This is a genomic window from Peribacillus sp. QJM3NY_7 (genome assembly GCF_056173225.1).
Genome location: NZ_CM149663.1, coordinates 2,170,228 through 2,186,086, shown reverse-complemented (window position 1 = coordinate 2,186,086; position 15,859 = coordinate 2,170,228). Strand labels below are relative to the sequence as shown.

General features: G+C 38.3%; 14 protein-coding genes and 2 pseudogenes. 1 reads left to right on the top strand and 15 read right to left on the bottom strand.

Annotation, left to right across the window (positions count from 1 at the left end):
• Window positions 1–315: 315 nt before the first annotated feature.
• The 4 genes and pseudogenes from AC0VX1_RS10515 to AC0VX1_RS10500 form a co-directional block, all read right to left on the bottom strand.
• Window positions 316–1,563 carry a helix-turn-helix domain-containing protein gene (locus AC0VX1_RS10515; RefSeq protein WP_413011486.1) on the bottom strand — a complete coding sequence of 416 codons (1,248 nt, stop codon included), beginning with the start codon at window positions 1,561–1,563 and terminating at the stop codon, window positions 316–318.
• A 284-nt stretch (window positions 1,564–1,847) separates the two neighbouring features.
• Window positions 1,848–5,930, bottom strand: a complete 4,083-nt coding sequence (locus tag AC0VX1_RS10510; protein ID WP_475471114.1) for a S8 family serine peptidase — start codon at window positions 5,928–5,930, stop codon at window positions 1,848–1,850.
• Between the two features lie 377 nt (window positions 5,931–6,307).
• Window positions 6,308–6,595 (bottom strand): annotated as a pseudogene (locus AC0VX1_RS10505) (DUF6584 family protein); the annotation flags it as partial.
• A 265-nt stretch (window positions 6,596–6,860) separates the two neighbouring features.
• Window positions 6,861–7,691 (bottom strand): annotated as a pseudogene (locus tag AC0VX1_RS10500) (transposase); the annotation flags it as partial.
• A gap of 432 nt (window positions 7,692–8,123) precedes the next feature.
• On the opposite strand from AC0VX1_RS10500, the gene AC0VX1_RS10495 reads away from it, so the two are divergent.
• Window positions 8,124–8,606 (top strand): DUF456 domain-containing protein, encoded by a 483-nt coding sequence (locus AC0VX1_RS10495; protein WP_063576594.1) that lies wholly within the window; start codon window positions 8,124–8,126, stop codon window positions 8,604–8,606.
• Window positions 8,607–8,782: 176 nt separating this feature from the next.
• Here the strand turns inward: AC0VX1_RS10495 and AC0VX1_RS10490 are convergent, their stop codons facing one another.
• The 11 genes from AC0VX1_RS10490 to AC0VX1_RS10440 form a co-directional block, all read right to left on the bottom strand.
• On the bottom strand, window positions 8,783–9,562 hold the full coding sequence (locus AC0VX1_RS10490) for a sulfite exporter TauE/SafE family protein (RefSeq protein WP_475471112.1): 780 nt from the start codon (window positions 9,560–9,562) through the stop codon (window positions 8,783–8,785).
• 51 nt (window positions 9,563–9,613) lie between these two features.
• Window positions 9,614–9,841 carry a sulfurtransferase TusA family protein gene (locus AC0VX1_RS10485; RefSeq protein WP_430144251.1) on the bottom strand — a complete coding sequence of 76 codons (228 nt, stop codon included), beginning with the start codon at window positions 9,839–9,841 and terminating at the stop codon, window positions 9,614–9,616.
• A gap of 42 nt (window positions 9,842–9,883) precedes the next feature.
• Window positions 9,884–11,011, bottom strand: a complete 1,128-nt coding sequence (locus tag AC0VX1_RS10480) for an MBL fold metallo-hydrolase (protein WP_475471110.1) — start codon at window positions 11,009–11,011, stop codon at window positions 9,884–9,886.
• Between the two features lie 48 nt (window positions 11,012–11,059).
• Window positions 11,060–11,455, bottom strand: coding sequence for a DsrE/DsrF/DrsH-like family protein (locus AC0VX1_RS10475; RefSeq protein ID WP_475471108.1), 396 nt, complete (start codon window positions 11,453–11,455; stop codon window positions 11,060–11,062).
• 25 nt (window positions 11,456–11,480) lie between these two features.
• Complete coding sequence (locus tag AC0VX1_RS10470) at window positions 11,481–12,053, bottom strand: sulfurtransferase TusA family protein (protein ID WP_413011308.1); 573 nt, start codon at window positions 12,051–12,053, stop codon at window positions 11,481–11,483.
• A 43-nt stretch (window positions 12,054–12,096) separates the two neighbouring features.
• Entirely contained in the window at window positions 12,097–12,399 is a 303-nt protein-coding gene (locus AC0VX1_RS10465) for a rhodanese-like domain-containing protein (protein WP_475471105.1), read from the bottom strand.
• A gap of 18 nt (window positions 12,400–12,417) precedes the next feature.
• A complete protein-coding gene (locus AC0VX1_RS10460) occupies window positions 12,418–12,786 on the bottom strand; it encodes a rhodanese-like domain-containing protein (protein ID WP_475471104.1) in 369 nt (122 codons plus the stop codon).
• Window positions 12,787–12,800: 14 nt separating this feature from the next.
• Complete coding sequence (locus tag AC0VX1_RS10455; protein ID WP_475471102.1) at window positions 12,801–13,280, bottom strand: DsrE/DsrF/DrsH-like family protein; 480 nt, start codon at window positions 13,278–13,280, stop codon at window positions 12,801–12,803.
• Between the two features lie 111 nt (window positions 13,281–13,391).
• Complete coding sequence (locus AC0VX1_RS10450; RefSeq protein ID WP_475471100.1) at window positions 13,392–13,697, bottom strand: monooxygenase; 306 nt, start codon at window positions 13,695–13,697, stop codon at window positions 13,392–13,394.
• A 38-nt stretch (window positions 13,698–13,735) separates the two neighbouring features.
• Window positions 13,736–13,996 (bottom strand): metal-sensitive transcriptional regulator, encoded by a 261-nt coding sequence (locus tag AC0VX1_RS10445; protein ID WP_034312817.1) that lies wholly within the window; start codon window positions 13,994–13,996, stop codon window positions 13,736–13,738.
• A 719-nt stretch (window positions 13,997–14,715) separates the two neighbouring features.
• Entirely contained in the window at window positions 14,716–15,699 is a 984-nt protein-coding gene (locus AC0VX1_RS10440; RefSeq protein WP_106028673.1) for a tRNA dihydrouridine synthase, read from the bottom strand.
• Between the last annotated feature and the right edge of the window lie 160 nt (window positions 15,700–15,859).

Here is a 15,859-nt window from a genome sequence, read left to right as displayed (position 1 = left end):
AACGCGCTCTTTTATTGAATATCACTATTTATCTTTTAATTATCTAATACAAAGTATCTATGTAATAAAATGGAATTCAGTTGTTTGACTAAATATCACTAGGCAAGGTAGCCGAATTGTTGATAGTTCATCATACTTTAAGTTGATGGACTTATCAGCTTTACATATTTTCTTTTCGATATTTTTCAATTAAACTTTTAATTGCTTTCCAATTTTAATTCTTCTTTGATTGACTATTTTTTCACGCTGACTTTCAGCTTCAATCCAATCTATGCAGCATTAACATCTGCATAGAGTATCTTTTTTTATTAAGCCTTATTCATGATCATAGTAGCTCTTTCTGCCTTGTATGTAAGAATTGGCAAGGTCCAATGCTTTTTGGAGGGCACCAATTCGGTTATAGAAGTGGAAGAGTTTTTTTTCGTAGTGTTCAATTAACATGGTGAAGCCCATATTTTTAAAAAAAGGAAGGGCTGTAGTCTCAATAAAATGATAGTAATCGTCTTCTTCATGATTAAGCTGATAAAGGTGTAATTCAAAAAAAATCCAGTTATACGATTTTGTCGATTTTGCTATTCTAAGGCCTTTATGTGCTAATTCCAATAAAATCTCTTTTGAAAGTAGTTTTCCTTTATAACAAGTATTTATATAACCATCTAATGCAGTTAAATAATGAGGAACCTTTTCATCCATTAGTTTCATAGCTTCTTTGTATAGTTCGGATGCTTCTTTGTATTTTTTTCTTCTATAAAGTTCAAATGCAAGATTATTAAGGAGCTTTGATTTACGGTCTATTTCATTAATGGTATCACAGGTACGTATTAATTGTTCGTAACGTTCTTTCGTCTCTTCAAAATCATGAAGCTCCTTTGCATTTAATTGTAATAACATGATCGTCTCTGTATCAATTATTCGGATGACATTTAACGTTTTTTGAAAATAGTCAAGAACTTTCTCTGCATAATAATACGATATTATATTAAAATGAATAAGGTGATAGGCTAGTGCCAAATGGTAATAATATTCAAATTGATTATATTGACTTTGATCGATCGATGTTAAAATTTGAATACAATCCCGATACTGTCCGTTGTGAAAGTAATACATACCTAGAACATGTTTTAACATATTGCGGTCTTGCGGAGAAAAAGATGATTCATTTTTTTGCAGGTTTTGAATAATTAATAATGCTGTTTCTAACTGATAATTAGATAAATAATACCTTGCAGAGAGTAATTGATAGAAGACTTGAAAATCTGGCAATTGAATCAGTGTTTCTTTTTCGATTTCTTCTTTTAAAATTTCTGATTCTTTGCTTTGTTGCATAACGAACGTGTTGTGCCATAGCTTTAGTTTCTGTTGAAGATTATGATACCGCACAAATTCATCATCAAGACAGATATTCAATCTTTGGGATAATAAGTGGGTAATTTCCCCTGAGTATTCTGTTATCTCTCGTTCTATCTTACTAAGATGTGTAGCAGAACAAATTCCTTCACAAAGCTGCCCCTGAGTCAACCCCGCTTTTTCACGATAAAACTTGATAAGTTTCCCCTCAATCATAGCTTCACCTCTAGGTTGTAATTTTATCTAGTATATATAGAAAAAAATAAATATATAATCTATATATTCTAGTAAAATTAAGAAAAGCGCAAGACTACTTTAATACCATCCCTCTATTATTAGCTTTTTCAATATTCACTCTTGTTTCCCTTTTTTACGAATTCCCAATCTACCTCAATATTTTATTCTGAAGAAAATCCAAATAACGCAACCTTATTGGAATTCTCTCTTTCATTAAAAGTTAAAACACGATGAAGCTAAGCTTTCATCGTGTTTTTTAATATTTATGGCTGTATTCCCAACTCAACTAAAATCGATTCTAATGTCTTACCTTTATACTTCTTCATTGGTTTTGGAGCATTATCAACATGCTCATTTTGCTTGAGATAGTTTGTTTGAACATATTTCATATCTTTGGCATCAACTATTCCATCAAAGGTGATATCCGCTGCACGCTTCTTTGTTTTCCATGCATTTTGAATTTCAATCGCATCTAGAACATCAATGACATGGTCTTGGTTTACATCACCTGCTGTAATATCAAGGGCAGGTATCCAGCGGTTTTGACCGTATAACTCACCATTGTGCTCAAAACCAATACCAGAATTCAGTTTTTCTTTCGTGACAAAGTGGCCTGGCGCTTTCATTTCAATCGTGAAGGCATTTGTGCTTAACGGCAGCTTGTTGAATACATATTGTCCATCATCTTCTACCGTTGATGTCGCATCGAACTCATTTCCTTCTGAATCAAAGATTTTCACTGTACCGCCAACCTTGCTCCAATCCCTTTTCTCTGTAACAGTACCATCTTCATTTTTAAATCCTTGCGGAGAGACATAACCTCTGGCCATTGAGAATTGCGGATTAACCTTCCAAATATAACCAGCATCTAACACACTGCTTGTCTGATTATTAGCATTCATTACGCTCACAGTCGGATTAATCGCTGCTCCAAGGGTATATTGATCATCCTGAACCTTTAACGTAACCTCAACGACTTTTGCATGGTCTAATGCTTTACTCTCTTCATTAAATTGGACAGTAACGACCTTGTCTTTAATCGTTAAAGAGGCTTTGTCCGAGAATTCGCTGTGAAGCTTGGCATCAACTAACTCTACGCTATCTAAACCTCTGTCATAGCCTCCGTCACCATTAAAGTTCCATTCCGCCTTTGACACTGCGTTTAGGTTATCTAATGAAAGTGTTGCTTTTACCGTATCGCCTGTTTTCACCTCATACTTTTCGCCAATGGCATATGCGACAGGTGTACCTTCTTTTACAAAGTAATATTGCTTTGTAGCAGGTTTGTTTCCTGCCATATCATATCCATTCATGCGAAATTGAAGTGCTGGGATGGATTCATCCAGGGCGATTTCTTCGACAAACTTTCCTTCTTTATCCATTGGAATTGGCGAAGAAGGGAAACCACCTTGACCCCAGTAATACACCATCGAGTTCGATGATTGATCGATATTTACGCCCAATTTCTTTAGTTCGTCAATGGTTGGATCTGTGATTTGTATGTCGAATGGATATGTTTCTTGACCTGGCTTATATTCAATAAATGGAGACTTTCCATCAAGTGAACTTTTGAAGCTCGGTGCATCGAGATCGATGAGCAAATGCTGCGTTTCAGTTGTAACCTTCCCGGAAGTACCTGTACCAATGAATTTCAACTTGTAATGTCCCGTTTTTTTCACATAACTTGCTTCTTCCGAAATGGGCTGTTTTGAGTTTCCTGTAAACTCATAATAAGCTCCATTAAATGCATATAATCCATAATCTACATTGTCATAAGCGTAATCTAAATTTATTGTTCCGACCACCCCGAGGTCCTTTCCTGTTTTGCCATCTTGAAGAACGACATCCATTTTTTCCATTGGTGCACGAAGGTTAAAATCAGCAACTACAAATGGAGTACGCATAGGATCCCATGCCACTTGGTTTAAATGACCTGGGGAAAAGGCAGGATTTAGTAGCCCGACCTTATTAAACCCATCGTCCATTGTACGGAAGCTGAAAGGAATCCGATACTGCTCTGATGAAATCGCATTGTTTGTTAGTGTAATATATCCTTCGTAAATTCCATCCTTTGCTTTCTTAGGAATAAGCAAACGTGGTGTTACTTTTTTAAAGTCTTCACTTTTTACAGAGATTTTGCTTGGAATATCCAGCTCCACTCCATTTTCCTTCAAGCTGTTTGAACCATTCGATTCAGTTACAGATACACTGAAAGTTTTGTTTACTTTATCATGGTTTTCAATAGTGATTGATTTTTTCAGATTTAGTTTTTTATCTGCATAGTGAACATCAAAGCTGAGTCCGCCCGTCAATTCTTTTACCTTGATTAATTCCTCAGCACCTGGAACAAATGTTTTATCGTTAATTTTGAAGCTGGTTCCACTATACACAGCTTGGTATGGATCAACTCTACCTGCTCCGACTTCAAATACACTATAGTCTCCGTTGAGAGGATCTGCCGTATTCATTAGAACGGCTTTAATATCTTCCGGCTCTAGTTGCGGATTCGCTTGAAGCATGAGTGCTGCAATCCCCGCTGTATGAGGAGTAGCCATAGATGTTCCAGAATATCTTGAATATGCATATTGATAGTTTTCTTGATGTTCAGCGTCCACCATATAAGAAGGGACTGTTGAAAGAACACTTACTCCCGGTGCCGTCACTTCTGGCTTCATATCGTATGTTTCTCTTGCCGGGCCTCTTGAGCTAAAGTCCGCTAAGTGGTCACCTTCTGTCTGTTTATCCGCGTATTTGGAGAAAGTAAAATCCGCTTCACCTGCTTGAATCTGTGCTTTAATGCTTTCTCCCGCTTCTTTTGTTAAAGAAAATGCAGGCACAAAGTCAACGGACTCTCCAAGATTGGCATTAATTTGCCCTTCCACATTGTTATAAAGAAGAACGGCGGCTGCTCCATTTTGTTTTGCATTGCTGACTTTTTCCGCTAAGGCGAATTCTCCGCGTTCCACAAGTGCAATTTTCCCTTTTACATCCTTGCCGGAATAATCAGAGCCATTTCCTAAACCGACATTCACTACCTCATAGGATTTCCCTTCCCATTCCTTTAATTGGTCTGAATAGTGGCGTCCCAAACTAACAAGTTCGATCGAATCTTTATTTCCGATTTTCCCATTGAAAGTAGAAACCGCCATCGGTACATCACTCGCCCCGACTGTCAAAGCAAGTGCTGCTGAGCCAGGTGAACCTAATGTATAATCATCTGATCCTGCATTTCCAGCTGCTACAACTGCTGTTACATCATTAAGGACAGCATAGTTAATGGCAGTACTGGTTGGATCATAAGGATCATTGATGTCCGATCCGAGGGAAAGGTTGATAACATCCATGCCATCGTTTACAGCTTTTTCTATACCTGCAATGACCCCTTCAGATGATCCTGATCCATATGGTCCAAGAACACGATAGGCATATAAATCCACATCAGGAGCCACACCTTTTACAGAAACCTCTGCATTCGTTCCTTGGCCAGCAATGGTACCTGCAACATGTGTTCCATGGGAAGTATAATAGGAAGAACCGGACCAGCTAAATTCTGGTTGCCCCGACGCTTGCCAATCCTTGTACGTTGCCTCCATTGGATCATTATCTTGATCAACTAAGTCGTAACCGCCCTTATAGGCATCTTTCAAATCAGGGTGGTTGTAATCAATCCCTGTATCAAGAACCCCAACTTTGATTCCTTTTCCTGTAATACCTTCATTGTGCAGCTGGTCAATTTTTAAATATGGAATACTTTCAACGGATGTACCAGGGGCTGATTTCTCTCCCATGGCGATCGGATCGACCTTAAATTCTACATTTTTATATACTGCTTTTACGACTTTGGATTGCAAGAGCTGCTCTACCTGATTAGCTGGCAGCTTCATAGCTACCCCGTTATAAACGGTCTTAAAGGTAGAAGTGATTTTATGACCTGTTTTCTTGCTTCTAAGATTAGTAGATGGAAGAATCGATTGAATGTCTTTATTAAACTGAGCATGTTCCTTTTCTACTTGATCATCCGCTTGTTTTTTTGAAAGCTTCTTTCCTTTTACATTCGCATCCAAGACTGCAACTTTTCCCGGCTTTGATTTAAACTGGACGATGACCGTGATTTCTTTATCCTTTTTTAACTCTTCCATTTTAAATCCTTGCAATCCGACATTATCTGTCATTTCAAGTTTATTTAACGCTTTTCGTTGTTCACTTGTCAACGAGGCCAAGACGTCTTCTGCCTTTATGTTCGCTGCATTTGCATAAGGAATGAAAGGCGTGTTTGCTGATGATAGCAGCAGGCCAGCTGACAGCGTAATCGCTGCTGTTCGTTTAATGAATGAATGAATTTTCATATCTTCCCTACTTTCTTAGTTAAATAGAATTCCCCGAAAAAATACTCCTTTCTAAAAATTTATAATATTCATACAATAATATTAATTGCCTTTCTATCGTATTGCTATTGGGTTAATTTTACAGAACTTTCTACCTACTTTCTCTTTTATATGTTCTGAAAAATCATTATTTTTGCGAAAATTAGTGAAAAAGACTTAAATTCATTTTTATAAATTGGGGTTTTCTTTAGTAAAATCAGAAAATATGAATTCCATTGAAAGAGTTGAGGAGGGGAAGATCTATACTTAAGTTGCAGCAAAAAGGTTTATTCACGAAAATATCCAAATTAACTTCCAAGTGTTATTCTATTATCTGGCCCAATTGTTGAACAAAGATCAAACAACACTGTTGTACTAATAGAATAGGTTCGTTTCCCAAAGATTTTTTCGAACAGAATACACGCTTTTACCATCTCTGATGCCTTATTCTTTTCTAAATACCAGTAACGACCTGCCATTGAAGGATATTTTAATGCAAATTAGATGTCCCCTAACTTTTTACGGAGTTCTAACTCATTAGGATAGGTTGAAATTAACCCTATTAGTCTATCCCTTGCTTTCCCTAAATCATTTTTTCCAATGTCCTTTTCTATCTTCTTAATCGTTTTAACAGGTACCTTTTCTATACAAACACCTCCTTATCTTTTTTCTATATAGTATTTATTTCTAGGTAGTTCAAAATATTTCTTTTTTCAACTAACCCGCCCCGTTAGTGGCATAAGAAAAAGCTGCCTTAAAGACAACTCCGATCTTCAGCTAAACCAGCTAATAGGATGTCACTTTCTTTCTCTAAAATTTTCATTTCCCTTATGATATACTATTTTTGGCCATGACAAATAACCCTCCAAACCCCTTTTGGAAGGATGTTTCTCTGTTTCACAAAACCGTTAATCAGGCTAAATCTAGGTACATTTCTTTTCTCTTTAATAGAAGAGCGTAAATCCTATGAACCCAACTTATTCATACAGGCAACGATTGACACTTTGATAGGTTTTCCTTCTTTTTTTTAAGCTTTTTGTTCCTTGGACTTCTTAAGTCACATAGTACGGCAAGATACAGAGAATTACGTAGTCTGCTCGAACCTCTTTTCGTAATACGATTAATGGTTGGCGTAAACTTAACCGATGAGTGAACACTTGAATCTACTCCAGCGAAGGCAACTAGTTTTTTCGGGTGATTAAATCGATCGATTTCACCAATTTCAGAGATAATCGTGGCTGCGATTTTTTCTCCGATACCGGGAATCGATTGGATGATCTTATATTCTTCCAGTTCATTTGCCAGGGCAACTATTCGATCTTCCAAATCAGAGAGGTGTCTCTGGTAATGAAAAAGCAACTCAATATACATACGAAGATTGATTACGTGACTTTGATACACGTTTTTTTGGAATGGATTTCGAGATGCGGAGTCCATTATTTTTTTTGCTTTTTCCCATGCCCATTGACCCGATCGGCTAGGACAGAACTCTATAACACTCTCTGCTAGTTTACTTTCCCCGGCTGTTAATACCGCCTCTGAAGTGGGATATTCCTTTAATATCAATAAAGAAACCCTTGAATATAGATCACCAAAAACCTTCCGGTATTCAGGAAACACTTGATCTAAAATGGTGTGAAACTGAAGTTTAGCTTCCACATACATATTCGTTACGATTTCCTGTTGCCTGGACAAATTCCGAAGGTCTAATAGCTGAATTCCTCTAATTTTATGAGGTTCTAAAATTACTTAGTGAGTGCTGTTTAACTGCACACCATTATTTCTATAGAAAAACCACGCTTCCTGATTTTATTGAACATACCGTTCGGATAAAAGCCAAAAAGATGGTCTTATTTTTAACCTCATCGTTAGCTGAATAATCAAAAGGCTTTATCCACAGTTTCTTGAAATATTAATTATTACAAATAGTTGTCCTGTAATACGTTTTAATCCTTCTCTATCCTCCACCAATTGAGTAAATAAAACAAAACTGGCTATAAATTATATAAACAAAAAAAGGCTCAAACCCCTGTGATATCAAGATTTTATCACTTGGTAGTTGATGACCTGTGCGGGATTCGAATATACAAAAAAAGAATAAATGGTGTTTGTCCCTAAATAGAAATATAATTTAATAGATATATGAAAAAGTAAGTATGAAAAGGTGGAGTTTCATTGGATATTTTATGGTGGGGGTTAACGATCGTCTTATTTGCTTTAAGTTTTGTAGGAATTATCTATCCTATTATTCCTTCGGTAGTTGCCATTTGGGGAGGATTTGCAGTTTATCAATTCCTGGTTAATCCTGATGAGTTATCGTTATGGTTCTGGATCAGTATGGTTGTGTTGAGCGGTGTATTAATCGCGGCAGACATTATCGCAAATAGTTATTTTGTTAAAAAGTATGGTGGGTCAAAAACATCCGAGACAATAGCAGCTATTGCCACGATTGTTGGTTCATTTGTCTTTCCTCCTTTTGGAATAATTCTCGTACCATTTTTAGCAGTCCTCATTTCGGAATTAATCATTCAAAAAGATATAATGAAGGCTACTAAAGTTGGGTTTGCAACTATCATCGGTTTTTTAGGCGGCAGCTTAGCCAAAGTATTACTTCAATTATTGATGATTGTTTGGTTTATTTTAGCGGTAATCTTTTAATTTTATAAACGGCCGCATAAGGAAAAGCTGACTTTCAACAGTCAGCTTTTTCTATTAACAAAGTCCGTACAGGAAAAAAAAGTGATGGAGGAAAAGGAACCATTAGTGTGGCCTATTGTGAACAATTCTTTAACGATAGAAGAACTTTTCACAACTGCTCCCTTCCGTGTCAAAACTCAAGACATGATCCCCGCCCAAGTTTTTACAGCCGTCGCTAAAATCAATAGAGCCAGTATGACTTGCAGCACTTTTACATTCATTTTTTTACCGGCCATTGCCCCAAGCGGAGAGGCTATTAAGCTAGCTACAACCATGATCAACGCCGGATAGAAGTCAACTTGACCCGTTGATATTTTCCCTGCTGTTGCACCAATGGATGAAATGAATGTGATTGCTAATGAAGACGCAATCGTGACCCTTGTTGGAATTCTTAAAACGATAAGCATGATGGGAACTAATAGAAAGCCCCCTCCGGCACCGACTATCCCTGCGCCTAAACCAATGATTAATGCCAGGATGGCCGCAAGCCATTTATTAAATGTAACTTGATCCACAGGAATATCATCTATCCCTTTCTTCGGAATGAACATCATGATAGCCGCTATCAACGCCAAGATGCCATAGACGATATTCACTCCGTTTTCCGACATCGTTTGTGATCCAAAACTTCCAACCACGCTTCCGATCAACACACTGATCCCCATATAGAGAATAAGCGTTTTATTTAAATGTCCGCTATTACGGTAGCTCCATATACCTCCGATGGAGGCGAATAAGACTTGTACAGCGCTTATGCCTGTCACATCATGGGCACTAAATGCCGCTAAACCAAAGATTGGGGGAATAAACAGTAGCATTGGATAATTTATTATCGAACCGCCGATGCCGAGCATCCCTGAAACGTAGGAACCTATAAAACCAATCAAAAAGATGGTAATGATAAAGGTTATATCCATTGTAAGTGCCTCCCTTAAAAGAAGGGAAACCAAATGGTTCCCCTCTCTTTATCAACCTTTTCTGATCCAAAATTTCAGTATATCATTTTCTTCTGCTGTTTCCATCAGCTCATGGCCACCGGATTTTGACCAAGCGGCTAAGTCTGCTTTAGCTCCTTTATCGGTTACATGTATTTCCAGCACTTGCCCTTTTTGCAAATCATTCATCGCTTTTCTCGTTTTGACGATTGGCATTGGACATGCCAGTCCCTTAGCATCTAGCACTTTATCTGCATTCATATTTTATCTCTCCTATTTTCTTGGTTTCTATTTTTATCGGTATTAGCGAACCGCACAGCGATTTGGTCCAATTTCCATTTCGTGCTGTTTTTCATTATCGGGTTCGATTTTCCCCATATTGGTTTCACGAATTTCTTGATAGGCGTTTGGCTGAGGCGGTAAATTACCTGTTACCAGCTCTCTGAATTCCGTTTCATCCGCTATGTTCAATCCGTGATTTTCAGCAAATAGCGAACCCAACTTTTTAGCGACACTTCCATCTTCATTCAATTCATCAATGATCATGAAATGTGATGGCAATACAATTAACTCTTCTGATAATTCTTTATAACGTGTATACAGTGTTTCTCTCAAGTCCCCTACCCAATCCTCAGCCAAACCAGCTAAGTCCGGTCTGCCAATGGAATCGATGAATAAGATATCCCCGCTTAGCAAGTATTTTTGATCCACCACAAATGAAGTTGATCCAATGGTATGTCCCGGGGAGTATAATGCTTGGATATCAATCGCTGTATGACCGATCGTTATCACGTTCCCGCTTTCTACTGGCTGATATTCAAAAGTTACTTCAGCCGCATCTTTTGACGGCAGCCAGTAAGCTGCATTTGTTGCTTCCGCGATTCGTCTTCCACCTGAAATGTGATCGGCATGTAAGTGAGTATCCAGAACATGTGTAATCTTAACCCCGATATCATCTGCGAAATCAAGATAGGCATCTATCATTCTTGTGGAATCAATAACGGCTGCTTCCCCATTGGAAACGACCATGTAAGATAAACAGCCTTTACCAAGTCGAACAAATTGATAAATTTCGGCGCCATTTGTCAATTCGCCTATCCTCACTGGTTCCAAGTGTTCACTCCATGCTTTCATGCCGCCCATTAAATAAAAAACATCCAATCCAGCTTCAGATAACATTTCAGCTACCATGACGGATGAGCCTTCCTTTGCACATACTACCAGGATTTCTTTATTGGCCGGGATTTGATCGAGAATTTCTTCCACGCCATCCAGTAGATCAAAGTAAGGGATATTAAGGAATTCGAAATTCTGCCCTTCAATTTTCCAATCATTAAAGTCACTTTCATTTCGAACATCCAAAATAAATAAGTCGGTTTTATTGATCACTTTCTTTGAAACTTCAGCAGCTGTCATTTGCTTAAAAGCCATACCATATACCCCCTGCAGTATTTATGTTTTCAAAAAATTTTTCCTTCATTAAAAGGTTAATGTAACATCAGCATCTTTCGCGAACTCCAAAAATGTGACCGCTCCACCTACTTCGATACCATCAACGAAAGCTTCTTTTTCCATGCCCAATACGTCCATGGTCATTTGACACCCAATAAACTTGACGTCCATTTCCTGTGCCATAGTAACTAACTCAGGAATGGAAGGAACATTGGCCTTTTTAAACCCTTCGGCAAAATGCTCCTTACCTTCAGGCAGAGGAAGTTTTCCAATCGCGTCTTTATGAATTAAGTTCAAACCTTCGAAAGTAAAGAAAATGGCCACTTCTTGATCTGTTGCTGCCGCTGCCGTTGCGATGTTAAACACTTTATATGCATCAAATAAACCACCATTACTTGCGAATATGGCTACTTTGTTAGTCATGATCTAATCCTCCATTTTATAGTTTTCATTCATTCATGGATTTTTGGGAAGGACCGTTCCATTGGCTCATGCCGGGTACAACATTGAATACCTGTTCAAATCCAGCACCGGTCAGTTTTTGTGCAGCAAGATCACTCCGGCTGCCTGTACGGCAAATCACGAAAATCTCTGACTCTATATCCAGTTCACCCATACGTTGTTCCAATTCACCCATTGGAAGGGATCTTGCTGCTGGAATGTGATTAAAAGCATATTCTGCGGATTCTCGTACATCCAGGATGACCATATTTCTATTTTCTTCCATCACTTGTAGAAGTTCTTCATTGGAAATGATTTTTTCATGCTTCTTCACTTCTGTTTCTTCTCCGCTTGCTTTCCGAAGATAATGTTTTAGTGTCGTTCCTTCTTCAACCGTACCCAAGTATTGGTGACCTGAACTTTCCGCCCAGGCTTTCATATCGGCGGTTGACCCTTTATCAGTTGCTTGAACTTCCAGTACTTCCCCCGCTTCCAGCTTATTCATGGCTTTTTTCGTTTTTACGATTGGCATTGGACAGGCTAAACCTTTTGCATCCAAAACGGAATTTGTTTTTATCATTTTATTTCCTCCTTCTATTATAGGTATGGGGGTATATTTGAATTTAAAATTTTTCTGTGGGACCTTCCCATTCATTCATACCACCCATCATGTTCAATACTTTATATCCATGATCCTCAAGTAATTGTGCTGCCCTTGAACTTCTGCCCCCTGACCGGCAAACCATGATATACTCTTTTGATTTATCCAAATCCTGCATTCTAAATTCCACCAGACCCAACGGGATGTTCAAAGCATGTGGTATTTTCCCTGCTTTTACTTCATCTACCTGCCTCACATCAATAATGTGGACTGGCGAGTTACCCTTCAATAATGCGTTCACTTCATTCGGTAAAATTTCTTTCATCTTTATAAGAACCTCCTTTTATTCGCGCCAAGAACTCATGCCGCCTTTTACATTGATGACTTCTTTAAATCCAAGTTTTTTCAATGTTTTACTAGCATTACTGCTCCTCATCCCGCTTTGGCAGATTACAATCACTTCTTTATCTTTTGACAGTTCTTGCACCCTTTTGCCAAGTTCGTTTAAAGGAATGTTTTTAAAGTCCTTTATGTGATTGCCCCTATATTCATTAGGAGTACGGACATCAATCAATTGCTTATTTCCCTTATTATTCAACACAGCTTTTAGCTCAGCCGCATTTATATTTTTTATCCCCTTTACAGGGACAAAGCGCTGATATAAAAACCAAACAATGAAACCTAATATGATGAGGTTAAATATAGTTCCCATGTGCCCCCCCCCATTTATATAAATAAGTTTACATTTCCATCCTCTGCTTCAGCTAAATACGCCGCAACACCTGCATACTCAATTCCATCCAATAATTCCTCTTGCTGCAAGCCCAATAAATCCATTGTCATCGTACAGGCTATCAGTTTAATTTCCTGTTCTTGGGCCAACTCAATTAAATTTGGGAGTGACATGGCGTTATGCTTTTTCATCACGTGTTTAATCATTTTGGGACCCATCCCAGCAAAGTTCATGTTTGATAGACCCATTTTATCAGAACCACGCGGCATCATTTTCGCAAACATTCTTTCAAGAAATCCTTTTTTTAATGAAATCGGCTCATCCTTCCTTAAAGCATTCAATCCCCAGAACGTATGGAAGATGGTCACTTCATGATCGTAAGCCGCAGCCCCATTTGCAATGATATAAGCGGCCATTGCCTTATCATAATCACCACTAAATAAAATGATCGTCGTTCTTTTCTTTTCAGTCATTATGCTTCCCCCTGAATGAAATTTCATTTTTTACACTTATACCCAGCGGGGTATATATTATGCTAAAAAATATAGTGCGTCAACCCACTTCGCTAAAATAAATGGTTATCTTTATTTGCTTGGTCCATGATTGATTGAAGTCAGCCCTTCATTTACTTCAAAAATTTTTCCATTAACCTTCTCTATACCAAACCCATGTAACCGAGCTGTATGCATCGTCAAGTACTTACATGCGGACTCCTTCGTTTCAAACAGATAAATGCCGCCTGCTTCCTTTGCCTCACTGTCTTCGGTCCAAATCTTCCAGATCAAGCCTTCTTCACTATTAATGCTTTTTGCTAAATCTGTAAATTCTTTTACCATTTCGTTGCCGAAAGGTCCCTCCATTTTAAAATCCACTTGTAAAATATAAGACATGAATAACACTCCTTTTTCAACAGTTCAGGTCAATTCTTTTACCTGCTTTTTATCAGTAAATTAACCGCTTCCTTGACTAGATGATCAGTGCCCTCTCCATTCTCGACGTTTTCCCGAACGCATTGCTCAAGATTGGCACTTACGATAACACCCATGGTCCTATCGATGGCACTTCGCGCAGCCGACAACTGAGTGACGATTTCCCTGCAATCTTTTCCCTGCTCCATCATTCCAAGAACACCCTTGATTTGTCCTTCAATCCGCTTCAACCGATTAATGACACTTTTATCATACTCCATACTCCGCCCCCCATCTATTTACAATCGTTAATATCATAACCGATTACATTAGTTCCATTTCCGATTAAGAAGCTCAGTCCCAAGGTCACTTCTTCCGAAGCAATTATTGAGAATTTATTCATTTTCTCGTGAGTTTGGGTATTTTACTCGTGAGTTTGAACATTTTACTCGTGAGTTTATTCATTGATAACTCGTGAGTTCATAATATACCTATAGGGGTATATTGTCAAGCCGTTTTATTCACACTTTAATAAACGCCACCTAATACTAAAAACACATTATGGATTAAACTGACCTCTTGGAGGGAGAGCATTACGCCCATATGATGATGAAGTGGCTGATATTTTCTACAACCGCCCTAAGAAGTCCCCGCAAAAATGTGAGCAAATCACTAATGTTGAACAAAACGGCATCTAGTTGGACAAAATAAAAAAGCCCAAACCCCTGTTATTACAAGGATTTGAGCCTTAGGTTCATCTTTGTTTTTTGCTTGTATGTCTAAAAATATTGAAGAAATAATGATTTTCCCCGGTAACTTGCTTTTATTTGTCATAACCCAATATAGATTACTATAATAACAAACATAGAAAGCAAGAATTGGCGGGATTGAGTGCGGTTCAATACCGCCTTCACATTATTCAATTAACAGCTTAGTAAAAAGCTTTTGGGGCAAAACAGTTAAACGTCCTACTTCACTTTTACCATGAATGGGGACATTTCTACAGTTCCCCCACTCCATCGAGATTATTTGACCCAAAGTTTTCGAGCAAAGCACGCGCTTCATCTGTTGACTTAGTGTTCATTAATTGATTTCTTAATTCACTTGCCCCTCGAAACCCACGGACATATATCTTAAAAAAGCGATGAAGAGCCTTAAACGAACGTAGCTCCAATTTTGAATATTTATCATGGAGATCCAGATGCAACCTTAAGAGATCAAGCAATTCCTTACTGCTATGATCTTTCGTCTCCTTTTCAAAGGCAAATGGATTATTGAAAATACCACGCCCAATCATAACCCCATCAATACCGTATTGATGAGCGAGCTTTAAGCCAGTTTGACGGTCAGGGATATCCCCATTGATCGTCAAGAGCGTATCTGGTGCCACTTGGTCACGAAGTTTCTTAATCTCCGGGATTAGTTCCCAATGAGCATCTACTTTACTCATTTCATTTCTTGTACGCAAATGAATGGAAAGATTAACAATGTCCTGTTTCAGTATGTGTGTTAGCCAGTCGTGCCATTCGTCTATATCCGTGTAACCAAGCCTTGTCTTTACACTTACAGGCAATCCTCCAGCTTTTGCTGCTTGTATTAATTCTGCTGCAACTTCTGGACGACGGATAAGGCCACTTCCCTTCCCATTCTGTGTCACATTAGGTACAGGACAGCCCATATTGATATCCACACCCCTAAAGCCCAGTTCCGCCATACCTATGCTCATTTGCCGAAAGTATTCAGGCTTATCCCCCCATATATGGGCTACAATTGGTTGTTCGTCCTCAGTAAAAGTCAAACGCCCACGCACACTGCGGATGCCCTCTGGGTGACAATAACTCTCCGTGTTTGTAAACTCTGTAAAAAACACATCAGGTCTGGCTGCTTCACTCACTACATGGCGAAAAACTACATCCGTCACATCTTCCATTGGTGCCAGTATAAAAAAAGGTCGTGGTAGATCACGCCAAAAATTATCTATCATATTAAAATTCCAATCCTTTCATTATGGGTTACCAGGCTAACCCCTTATCCCAAAATTAAAAAGCAGAATGTCCCTGCTTCCTTTACACTTATACCATGCTTAAGCACTTTTTATCAAACTGCAGAAATGTTTTTTTTTCACGAAACCATTCCTACTTCCA

Bases quoted from the DNA above. Each gene is read 5' to 3' on its own strand.
- AC0VX1_RS10515 (WP_413011486.1), bottom strand. From the start codon at position 1,563: ATGATTGAGGGGAAACTTATCAAGTTTTATCGTGAAAAAGCGGGGTTG.
- AC0VX1_RS10510 (WP_475471114.1), bottom strand. From the start codon at position 5,930: ATGAAAATTCATTCATTCATTAAACGAACAGCAGCGATTACGCTGTCA.
- AC0VX1_RS10490 (WP_475471112.1), bottom strand. From the start codon at position 9,562: ATGGATATAACCTTTATCATTACCATCTTTTTGATTGGTTTTATAGGT.
- AC0VX1_RS10485 (WP_430144251.1), bottom strand. From the start codon at position 9,841: ATGAATGCAGATAAAGTGCTAGATGCTAAGGGACTGGCATGTCCAATG.
- AC0VX1_RS10480 (WP_475471110.1), bottom strand. From the start codon at position 11,011: ATGGCTTTTAAGCAAATGACAGCTGCTGAAGTTTCAAAGAAAGTGATC.
- AC0VX1_RS10475 (WP_475471108.1), bottom strand. From the start codon at position 11,455: ATGACTAACAAAGTAGCCATATTCGCAAGTAATGGTGGTTTATTTGAT.
- AC0VX1_RS10470 (WP_413011308.1), bottom strand. From the start codon at position 12,053: ATGATAAAAACAAATTCCGTTTTGGATGCAAAAGGTTTAGCCTGTCCA.
- AC0VX1_RS10465 (WP_475471105.1), bottom strand. From the start codon at position 12,399: ATGAAAGAAATTTTACCGAATGAAGTGAACGCATTATTGAAGGGTAAC.
- AC0VX1_RS10460 (WP_475471104.1), bottom strand. From the start codon at position 12,786: ATGGGAACTATATTTAACCTCATCATATTAGGTTTCATTGTTTGGTTT.
- AC0VX1_RS10455 (WP_475471102.1), bottom strand. From the start codon at position 13,280: ATGACTGAAAAGAAAAGAACGACGATCATTTTATTTAGTGGTGATTAT.
- AC0VX1_RS10450 (WP_475471100.1), bottom strand. From the start codon at position 13,697: ATGTCTTATATTTTACAAGTGGATTTTAAAATGGAGGGACCTTTCGGC.
- AC0VX1_RS10445 (WP_034312817.1), bottom strand. From the start codon at position 13,996: ATGGAGTATGATAAAAGTGTCATTAATCGGTTGAAGCGGATTGAAGGA.
- AC0VX1_RS10440 (WP_106028673.1), bottom strand. From the start codon at position 15,699: ATGATAGATAATTTTTGGCGTGATCTACCACGACCTTTTTTTATACTG.